The sequence below is a fragment of the Mesorhizobium sp. CA5 genome, from assembly GCF_020165105.1.
GTDB lineage: Bacteria > Pseudomonadota > Alphaproteobacteria > Rhizobiales > Rhizobiaceae > Mesorhizobium.
This window is the reverse complement of sequence record NZ_JAIUHJ010000021.1, coordinates 90179-100248: the sequence shown is the minus strand read 5'-3', so window position 1 is coordinate 100248 and position 10070 is coordinate 90179. Positions and strand designations below refer to the sequence as shown.

General features: G+C 63.6%; 7 protein-coding genes, 1 tRNA gene and 1 pseudogene. 5 read left to right on the top strand and 4 right to left on the bottom strand.

From position 1 onward, the window contains the following. The 3 genes and pseudogenes from LB529_RS23875 to LB529_RS23865 form a co-directional block, all read right to left on the bottom strand. Positions 1 to 1397: pseudogene (locus tag LB529_RS23875) on the bottom strand (hypothetical protein); the annotation flags it as partial. A gap of 587 nt (positions 1398 to 1984) precedes the next feature. Next, positions 1985 to 2058, bottom strand: a tRNA-Gln gene (locus LB529_RS23870). A 199-nt stretch (positions 2059 to 2257) separates the two neighbouring features. Then, positions 2258 to 3190 carry a YbhN family protein gene (locus LB529_RS23865; RefSeq protein WP_224708317.1) on the bottom strand — a complete coding sequence of 311 codons (933 nt, stop codon included), beginning with the start codon at positions 3188 to 3190 and terminating at the stop codon, positions 2258 to 2260. Positions 3191 to 3452: 262 nt separating this feature from the next. Between LB529_RS23865 and LB529_RS23860 the strand changes: the two genes are divergently transcribed. Then, positions 3453 to 4802: a Ppx/GppA phosphatase family protein gene (locus LB529_RS23860; protein WP_224712459.1), complete on the top strand. Its 1350-nt coding sequence runs from the start codon at positions 3453 to 3455 to the stop codon at positions 4800 to 4802. Further along, on the top strand, positions 4802 to 5497 hold the full coding sequence (locus LB529_RS23855; RefSeq protein WP_095767720.1) for an RlmE family RNA methyltransferase: 696 nt from the start codon (positions 4802 to 4804) through the stop codon (positions 5495 to 5497). The genes LB529_RS23860 and LB529_RS23855 overlap by 1 nt, the downstream gene beginning before the upstream one ends. Before the next feature lie 157 nt (positions 5498 to 5654). Here the strand turns inward: LB529_RS23855 and LB529_RS23850 are convergent, their stop codons facing one another. Continuing rightward, entirely contained in the window at positions 5655 to 7076 is a 1422-nt protein-coding gene (locus LB529_RS23850) for an MFS transporter (RefSeq protein ID WP_224712458.1), read from the bottom strand. A 295-nt stretch (positions 7077 to 7371) separates the two neighbouring features. Here LB529_RS23850 and guaB point away from each other — a divergent pair, with 295 nt between their 5' ends. The 3 genes from guaB to LB529_RS23835 are packed head-to-tail and all read left to right on the top strand — an operon-like array spanning position 7372 to position 9896. Then, entirely contained in the window at positions 7372 to 8874 is a 1503-nt protein-coding gene (guaB, locus tag LB529_RS23845) for an IMP dehydrogenase (protein WP_224712457.1), read from the top strand. A gap of 46 nt (positions 8875 to 8920) precedes the next feature. Further along, entirely contained in the window at positions 8921 to 9466 is a 546-nt protein-coding gene (locus LB529_RS23840) for a hypothetical protein (protein ID WP_224712456.1), read from the top strand. Positions 9467 to 9476: 10 nt separating this feature from the next. Then, positions 9477 to 9896: an MAPEG family protein gene (locus LB529_RS23835; RefSeq protein ID WP_095767715.1), complete on the top strand. Its 420-nt coding sequence runs from the start codon at positions 9477 to 9479 to the stop codon at positions 9894 to 9896. Positions 9897 to 10070 lie beyond the last annotated feature (174 nt).

Genomic DNA, 10070 nt, shown 5'->3' with positions numbered 1-10070 from the left:
TCCGCACGCTCTTTTGCTTTGACAGCCTTGGCTCGTTCCTGTTCAGCCGCGTCGCGCTCGAGGCGGGCTTTATCGAGATCCTCACGGGTCGATGCTGCGGAAGCGCGTTCTCGGGCGAGAGTCTGCGCAGTCTCGGTTGCGGTCTGCTCCACCCGTCCTCTCGCTGTGGCTGCACCGGTTCGTTCCCGCTCGGCCTTATCCGCGATCGCCGCCTTGGACAGTTCCATTGCGGCGAGGTCGCCACGAAGGTCCTTCGACTTCCGGCGCTCGTCGTCAAGCACTCCGTTCACTTGCGCAAGCGAGGCCTTGGCACTGGCGCGGTCCTCGGCGGCCGTGGCCTGAAGCTGTGAAATTTGCGCCCGCGCTTGGGATAGGTCGCGCGCCATCAATTCAGTTCGCTGACGCTCCATATGAGCAGCCGGCATCTGCGTAACGACATAGTTGATGCTCTCGCCCAGCAGCCTGCGAGCATCTCCCGCAATGCGCTGCAATGCGTCATACGTGCGGGCTGCCGCGAGTTCGTTGCGCAAACGCTCCCCGTATGCGCTGTCGGCTGCTGCCATGCTTGTCCTCAGCGCGTCGACCTGCTTGCGCGATTCCAAGAGCGCACTCTGCAGAGAGGCGCTTCTGGCGCGCTCTTCTTCCACAGCTCGGTGCTCCTGGCCGGCCAGATTCCTCGCAGCGGATGCCTGAGCACGAGCAGCCTCGACTTCAGCCTTGGCAGCCGCGAGATCCGGGCCAGGCGATTCGGCATTCGTACGCCCGTCGCCCTGGGCTGGTCCCTCCATATCCAATGCAGCACTCGCCGGAACCGCGAAGGATCGCGAAAGATCGGGCTGGGAGGGATTCTGGGCCCGCGAAATGGCGGGGGCGCTTTCGACTCGATTTTGTCTCGTCATCGTATAGCCAAGCGGCACGGCCAGGCAGATCGTGGCGATGCCCAGGCGTGATACAAGACCGATAGGCCAGCGAACACGGGGAGGTGAGGCCGTAGCGCTGTTTGTCGGGGAAGCGAAGGGATTGGGCAGGTCGCCTGGCGAACTCTCATAAGCTTCGGAGATCATCTCGAAATGCTCGATTCGCACCCCGAACTGACGGTAGTTTGCATCCTGAGGCCGGGCATCCGCATCCGGGGACACGACAGCCTGAGAAGAACCAGGTCCGGTTGCAAGGTCGACCGGGCGTTCCCAGACCCAAGGAACCTCCTCGAGAGGAACAGGCTTGCATTCTTTCAGGTAGGCGTTTGGTTTCGGGCGACTCCGCAGCACTGCGACAAGGGCATGCCGGAGCACAAGAAAGACGCCCGCCAGTACGAGTATCGCAATCCCGGCCAGGATGGCGAGATCTGTGTTATTCGTGTAAATTTCGGCAAGATGATTTGGCATCGTCGTGCCCATGTGGTCTTGGGTGCAATTTAAGTTCGCGAAGCGGTGTTTGGGTCTTCTCCCCGATGCTGGCTAAAGCTGCTGCTGCTCTCGAAGCTGTCACTGCTTCGGGTCTTCCAGTGCGGTGCGAATGTATTTGTTGCGTTGCGGAGCGCGGTCATGCGCCGGCAGAAGATGTGCGCTCGAACCGAAGCTCGAAGACACCGTGGCCGCCGGTTGTCGCCCGCCGCAAATGTCCCGAAAAGCCGACTCGCACCTCTCCATCGTCAATATCCCAAAAGTTCTCCCACGATGCTTTCCAATCCGCATTTTTGGGAGTCCGGACGGTCCATTCTGAACTCTAAGCTAGGTCATAGACCCTCACGGTCAACCACCTCGGCAGGACTTCCGGCCATGCAGAACGGCCATGCTGATGCCCGCTCTTCGCGCGCGTCTGAGTCTCCGTTCAAACTCGATAGGCGCGTCGACAACGCCTTCTATGATCGAATCTGCGCATTGGTCGAACAGACGCGTCTCCTGCGTGAAATCGCGGCGGAGAATCGTACATGGGGACGGCGAAAGAAGCTTGTGGAACCAAGTCGTCCACAGGACATCCAGTTTGGCTGGGGAACCTGGATTCGAACCAGGACTAACGGAGTCAGAGTCCGTGGGTCTACCGTTAACCTATTCCCCAGCAGGCGCGTCTGGTATCGCGCGATGCGGACGGCTCATGTGCCGCGAGCGCTGCCTTGTAGCCGCCATCCGAAAATAGTCAAGCCCGCAGCTGAGATCAACGCAGGCTTTTTGAACCTTTGTCCGATGCATGTCGTTCTCCCAAAGCCGTTCCGCACTTTGGGCGACATGCATTGGCTCTGCCGCCGGGCGCCGAAGGCTCAGCTCTCGCCTTTGCTGTATTGGGAATGCTCGAAATAGAGCACCACGCCAAGGCCGATCAGCAGCGGAATGATGAGATAGAACAGGCGGAACACCAGAAGCGCGGCGAGCACGCCGACGGGATCCATGTCCGAAAGCCCGGTGAGGAAGACGAATTCGAACACGCCGAGCGCGCCAGGCGCGTGCGACAGGAGCCCGATCGAGAACGACACCATGAACACGCCGAGCACCACGAAATAGCCGGGATTGCCGATCTCGGGCAGGGCAAAATAGATGATCGCGGCGGCCCCCAGCAGTTCGACCGGCCCGATCAGCAATTGCCGCGCCACGATCGGCAGCGCCGGATAGTGCAGCTGGAAGCTGCCTATCTTTAGCGGTCTCAGCCGCAGCCAACTGCCGAAGGCGTAGGCGCCGACAAGGATGAGCATGGCGAGCCCGGCGGCGAATGCGGCGCCGTGATGCGGCGCGCCCGTGAAACGGTCGATGATCTGGGGTTCCAGCAACAGCACGAGGCCGCCGAGGAAAACGCTGGACAGGATGAAGGTGAACCAGCAGATCGCCACCAGCACGCCGACCTCCTGGCCGGTCAGACCTCGCGTGCCGTAGGCGCGGTAACGGATGACCGCGCCGGAAAACACCGAGCCGCCGATATTGTGCGACACCGCGTAAGTGGTGAAGGAGCACAGCGTGACGAACAGCCATGATACTTTCTTGCCGATATGCAGCAGCGCGATATGGTCGTAGCCGGCGAGCGAGGCATAGGCGACGACCGCGCTCAGGGCCGCGAGCACCCAGCCGCGCGGCGGGATGGCGGCAATGCCGGCCCAGACATCGTCGAGCGAAACGCCGCGCAGTTCGTGGATGAGCAGCCACAGCGAGAACGCCACGGCCGCGATGCCTATGACCGGCCAGAAATAGCGCCTCCAATTCATTGCGTCGTCATCATGCGTTGCAACTCATTGATTTTGATGTTGCCCAACCTTCGAACCTTCATTTCAGACATGCCTGATTGAAGCCGGCTATTCAACCGGCAAGACATTGCCCCAACGTGATCTGGCAAAATGCGACGTTTGCGAAATTCGGCCTCGCGCTCTTGGTGATTGTGAACGGCGCTGCTACTCTGTTGCCAACTTGAACAAATCGAGGTGCCTGCTGCGTCCGCTACCGGTTCGCGCGGCGCCGGAAGGAACTGAAGTGGAAGACCACGATACCGGCGCGGGCGCGTCGGCAGTGGGCATGTCCGGGGCATCGCCGACGCAATCGGCGGGCCCGCACACGGCGCGATTCAGCCGCCACGCGGGTGCGCACCAAAGACATGCCGGCCAGCGACAGATTGGCCTAAGCCAGGCCGACCAGCATGGCGATCAACCGAAAGGCAAGACGCGCAAGCGACGCAAGCGCAAGCGCGGCCGCAAGGTGTTCGCGCGTGACGAGAACGTCGCCGTGCCGCATGCCGCGCCTGCCGCCACGGCGACAAAACAGCCTCCGAGCGGGCTTTCGCCGGTTGAGCCAAGGCTGGCGGCCCCGCAGCGTCCGCCGCAACAGGAATTGCCTGTCTTCGCCGCGCTCGACCTCGGCACCAACAATTGCCGGCTGCTGGTCGCGGTGCCTGGCCGTCACGGCCAGTTCCGCGTCATTGACGCTTTCTCGCGCATCGTCAGGCTGGGCGAGGGGCTGACCGCCAGCGGCCGGCTCAGCCAAGCCGCGATGGATCGCGCGGTCGAGGCGCTCAAGATCTGCGGCGAGAAGCTGCGCAACCGCAAGATCAGGAAAGCCAGGCTGATCGCCACCGAAGCCTGCCGTTCGGCCGCAAACGGTGTCGAGTTCCTGGATCGGGTCGAGCGCGAGGCCGGACTCAAGCTCGAGATCATCGACCGCCAGACCGAGGCCCGCCTTGCCGTTTCCGGTTGCGGCTCGCTGGTCGAGCGCGACACGCAAGGCGTGGTGCTGTTCGACATCGGCGGCGGCTCGTCGGAAATCGCGCTGATCGACCTGACCGGACGGCGCTCTCCGCGGCTCGCCAACCACATTGTCTCCTGGACCTCGCTGCCCGTCGGCGTGGTGTCGCTCGCCGAGCGCTTCGGTGGCCGCACAGTCACGCGCGAGACCTTTGCCGCCATGGTCGACGATGTGGCTGCGCGGCTGAAGGTCTTCGACGGCCGCGACCGGCTGGCACATGTACTGGCAAGTCCCAACTTCCACCTGCTCGGCACCTCCGGCACGGTGACGACGCTCGCCGGCGTGCATCTCGACCTCGAGCGCTACGACCGCCGCCGCGTCGATGGGCTATGGATGGACCGCGACAGCGTCGACCGTATGATCGAGCGGCTGATCGGCTGGGATTTTCAGCAGCGCTGCGCCAATCCCTGCATCGGCGCCGACCGCGCCGATCTCGTGCTCGCCGGCTGCGCCATCCTGGAGGCGATCCGCGGTGTCTGGCCGTCCGAGCGCTTGCGCGTCGCCGACCGCGGCCTGCGCGAGGGGATACTGAGCGAATTGATGGCCGACGACGGTGTTTGGCGCGATGGCGGGCGAGGCCGTTGATGGCTAGAAAACCGGATAAGCCGGGTTCCGCCGGCATTCGCGTCCTCAAGACCAGGATCAAGAAGAAGAGCGGCTTGAAGGAATCCTCGCGCCGCTGGCTCGAGCGCCACATGAACGATCCCTATGTGCAGCGCTCCAAGGCCGATGGCTATCGCTCGCGCGCCGCCTATAAGCTGATCGAGATCGACGACAAGCATCATCTGCTGAAGCCCGGCATGAAGGTCATCGACCTCGGCGCTGCGCCCGGCGGCTGGTGCCAGGTAGCGGCCGCCCGGACGAAGTCGACGGCCGAAAACCCACATGTCGTCGGCATCGACTATCTCGAGATGGCCGCGGTTCCGGGCGCCGTCATCCTGCAGATGGATTTCCTCGATCCCGACGCGCCGCAAAAACTTGCCGAGGCGCTCGGCGGCCGGCCGGATGTGGTGCTGTCCGATATGGCGGCACCCACGACCGGGCATCGCCGCACCGACCATCTGCGGACCATGCATCTGTGCGAAGTCGCGGCCGATTTCGCGTTGCACGTCCTGGAGCCCGGCGGACATTTCCTCGCCAAGACTTTTCAGGGCGGCGCCGAGAACGAGCTTTTGTCATTGCTGAAGCAGAATTTCCGATCCGTCCACCATGTGAAGCCGCCGGCCTCGCGCGACGAATCGGTGGAGCTGTATTTGCTGGCGAAGGAGTTCAAAGGCTAGCGCCTTTTCCTTCTCCCCTTGTGGGAGAAGGTGGCCGCGAAGCGGCCGGATGAGGGGTGCTCCAGGGAAAGCCAGCGTCTCACTCCGCTGGAACACCCCTCATCCGTCTCGGCGCTACGCGCCGATCCACCTTCTCCCACAAGGGGAGAAGGAGCGTTCACTTCCCCGCGGTCCCGACCGTTTCCAGCGTCTTCGGCTTGGTCAGCCGGCCGTGGCCCGAGACCGCGTTGCCGGCCTCCGGCGCAAGCCGCATGAAGGTGATCGATGCCGCCGCCGAGACGGCTGCCACGATGAAGAAGGCGATGTGGAAATCCCGCAGTGTCAGCGGCCCGCCATGGATCGAGGTCGACACTTCGAGGATGCCGCCGGCCAGCGCCACGCCGAGCGCGATCGACAATTGCTGGAAAACCGCCGTGATCGGTGTCGCCTTGCTGGTGTCGGCGGGCGTGATCTCGGCATAGGAAAGCGCATTGACGCCGGTGAAGAACATCGAGCGGATGAAGCCGCCGACCAAAAGGATCGCCAGCATCAGAGCGTAAGGCGTCTGCGGCGTGAACAGGCCGTAGATGGCGATCGATGCGGCCGCGACAAGCGAGCCCCAGATCAGCACGCGGCGGAAGCCGGCGAGCCTGAAGATCAGCGCGGTCACGAACTTCATGCCGATGGCGCCGATCGCCGAGACGAAGGTGATCATGCCGGACTGGAAGGGCGTCAACCCGAAGCCGATCTGGAACATCAGCGGCAAAAGGAACGGCACCGCGCCGATGCCGATGCGAAACAGCGAGCCGCCGAGCACCGAGGACCGGAAAACCTGGTTGCGGAACAGCTCCAGCGCCAGCAGCGGATTCCTGGCGTGCCGCGCATGAAGGAGATAGAGCGCGCCCGAGACCACGCCGACTACAATGGTGATGAAGCCGGCCATCGGCGGCAGCGCCGGCAGGCTGACGACGGAAAGGCCGAAGACGATGCCGGAAGCGGCAAGGCCGGAGAGCACGAAGCCCGGGAAATCGAGCGGCGGCGTCTCGGCGGGCTCCGTCCTGGGCAGATAGCGGGTGGCGAGCCACATGCCGATAAAGCCGATTGGCACGTTGATCAGAAAAATCCAGTGCCAGGTGAAGTATGTGGTGATGAAGCCGCCGATCGGCGGGCCGACGAGCGGGCCGACCAGCGCCGGCACGGTCAGCCAGGACATTGCCGCGACCAACTCGCTCTTAGGCGTGGCGCGCACCAGCACCAGGCGGCCGACCGGCGTCATCATCGCCCCGCCCACGCCTTGCAGGAAGCGCGACACCACGAAAGCCGGCAGTGAATTGGAAAACGCGCAGGCAACCGAGCCGGCGATGAAGACGCCGATCGCAGCGCGAAAGACGTTCTTGGCGCCGAACCGGTCGGCCATCCAGCCGCTGATCGGAATGAAGATCGCCAACGACACCAGATAAGCCGTCAGCGCCAGCTTCAGCGCGATCGGGCTGGTGTGGATGTCGACGGCGATCGCCGGCAGCGACGTCGCGATCACGGTCGAATCCATGTTCTCCATGAACAATGCGACCGCCAGAATAAGCGGGATGGTGCGGTTCAAGGGAAACGCCCTGATTTGTCTTCGCGATTCTAGGCCCGGCTTGGGGGCAAACCGGTGCGACCGGGCGGTTATCACGCCTCGGCCCGGATGTCGCATTAAATTGCTGTCACTTTTATATGACCGCAACTACTGGTGGCTGGAAGACGGTCGGGCGCAAGACTTTGCGATTGCCCAACGACCCGCTTTTCTTCCGCCCCAGGACGTGGTACCAGCCAGCGCCAATCCTGAAAGGGAAGAAGAGAGTCGGCGCTGGCCAATCGGCCCGGCGCCTTTTCCGCATTCAAAAGGACTGGCCATGGCAAAAATCATCGAAACGTCCACCGGCGCGCTGGCGCTGACTTTCGACGACGTGCTCTTGCAGCCCGGCCATTCCGAAGTCATGCCTGGCGAGACCGACATCCGCACCCGCATTGCCGGCGACATCGATCTCAACGTGCCGATCCTGTCGGCGGCCATGGACACCGTCACCGAGGCGCGGCTGGCGATCGCTATGGCGCAGGCCGGCGGCATCGGCGTCATCCACCGCAATTTCTCGCCGTCCGAACAGGCCGAGCAGGTCAGGCAGGTGAAGAAATTCGAATCCGGCATGGTGGTGAACCCAGTCACCATCGGCCCCGACGCCACGCTGGCCGATGCGCTGGCGCTGATGCGCACCTATTCGATTTCCGGCATTCCGGTGGTCGAAAATGGCGGCACCGGCGGCCACACGGTCGGCCGCCTCGTCGGCATCCTCACCAACCGCGACGTGCGCTTCGCCTCCGATCCGTCGCAGAAGGTCTACGAGCTGATGACGCGTGAGAACCTGATCACGGTCAAGGAGAATGTCGACCAGGAGGAAGCCAAGCGTCTCCTTCACAAGCATCGCATCGAGAAGCTGGTAGTGGTCGACAGGAACGGCAATTGCGTCGGCCTGATCACCGTCAAGGACATCGAGAAGTCGCAGCTCAACCCGCACGCCACCAAGGACGCGCAGGGGCGCCTGCGCGCGGCGGCCGCCACCAGCGTCGGCGACGACGGGTTCGAGCGCGCCGAGCGCCTGATTGATGCCGGCGTCGATCTTTTGGTCATCGACACCGCGCATGGCCATTCGCAGCGCGTGCTGGATGCGGTGACGCGGGCGAAGAAACTGTCGAACTCCGTGCGCATCCTGGCCGGCAATGTCGCCACCGCCGAGGGCACGCAGGCGCTGATCGACGCCGGCGCCGACGCCGTCAAGGTCGGCATCGGCCCGGGTTCGATCTGCACCACCAGAATCGTCGCCGGTGTCGGTGTCCCGCAGCTGTCGGCAATCATGTCGGCGGTCGAGACGGCCAGCAGGGCCGGCGTCAGCGTCATCGCCGATGGCGGCATCAAATATTCAGGCGATCTCGCCAAGGCGCTTGCCGCCGGCGCAAGCGCGGCCATGATCGGTTCGCTGCTTGCCGGCACCGACGAGAGCCCCGGCGAGGTCTATCTCCACCAGGGCCGCTCCTTCAAAGCGTATCGGGGCATGGGTTCGGTCGGCGCCATGGCGCGCGGCTCGGCCGACCGCTACTTCCAGGCTGAAGTTCGCGACACGCTGAAGCTGGTTCCGGAGGGCATTGAAGGGCAGGTTCCCTATAAAGGACCTGTGGCTGGCGTGCTGCACCAGCTTGCAGGCGGCCTGAAAGCCGCTATGGGTTATGTGGGTGGACGTGATCTTGCAGATTTCCGCGAGCGCGCCACTTTTGTGCGCATATCCAACGCCGGACTTCGTGAAAGCCATGCCCATGACGTCACGATCACCCGCGAAAGCCCCAATTACCCGGGCGGAATTTGATCGGCAGACCGATCGGCCTGACCGCCGGCGGGGACTGTGGCGTGACTTGAGCGTGGCGGTGCTTCGGCTGTCGCGTCACGCGGCGGCGCTCTCCATCGCCTCGATTGCGCTGTTCCTGGTCATGACAGCGCTGGAGTTTCTCTATTTCCAGCGCTTGAGCGGCGGCCTGGCCTCGCTCGACATGCGCGTCGCCGGCTTCACGCCCGACGAAGGCATGGCGTGGCTCACCGCGCTCGGCCGGCGCGGCGGCGAGATCATCATCGTCTGGCACTATCTGACCTTCGACCTTTTGTTCCCGGCGCTGCTGTCGCTGACGCTGGTGAGCCTTATCCTCGCCTTCGGGCGGCGACTCAGCACCTTCCGCGCCATGCCGGCGCAGCTGCAGGCCTTGTTCTCGCTGGTGCTGGTGGCTCCCTATGCGGTCGCCGACTACACCCAGAATTTTGCCATGGCGCGGCTGCTCTCCGATTTCCAGCTGGCCAATCCCGATTCGCTGGCCTTCGCCTCTTTGCTGACCGTCAGCAAATTCGCGCTGCTGGCGATCCCGGTCTTCGTCATCGCGGTCTTCGCGCTGGCCGGGCGGCGACGCTGAGGACAAGCAGATGCGCCAGACAGCCATCTTCTGGCCGATGCTGGCGCATGTGCTTCTGGTCTATGTCGTCTATCTGGTGATGTTCAAGCGGCGCTATCTCGCCGTGAAGTCCGGCGAAGCCAGGATCGGCCAGTACAAGGTCCGCTCAACCGAGCCGGCCTCGAGCGTCACCGTCGCCAACAACCTGATCAACCAGTTCGAGCTGCCGGTTCTCTTTCACGTGCTGTGCCTGGCGCTGTTCGTCACCAACGGCGTGAACTATCTGACGCTGGCGTTGATGTGGCTGTTCATAGTCACGCGCTATGTCCACGCCTGGGTGCATCTCGACAGAAACCATGTGCTGCACCGCAGCCGCGCCTTCTTCCTTGGCGCCGGCATACTTCTCATCGCCTGGATCTGGTTCGCGCTCCACCTGCTCGAGGTGGTGTGAGGCTCGCCTTTCCCTTCTCCCCTTGTTGTGGGAGAAGGTGGCCGCGCAGCGGCCGGATGAGGGGTGTTCCAGCTTGACACGGACTTAAGCCAGCGTTGGATGCCGCGATAGGAGATCGCCAGCGTTTCACTTCGCTGGAACACCCCTCATCCGTCTCGGCGCTGTGCGCCGATC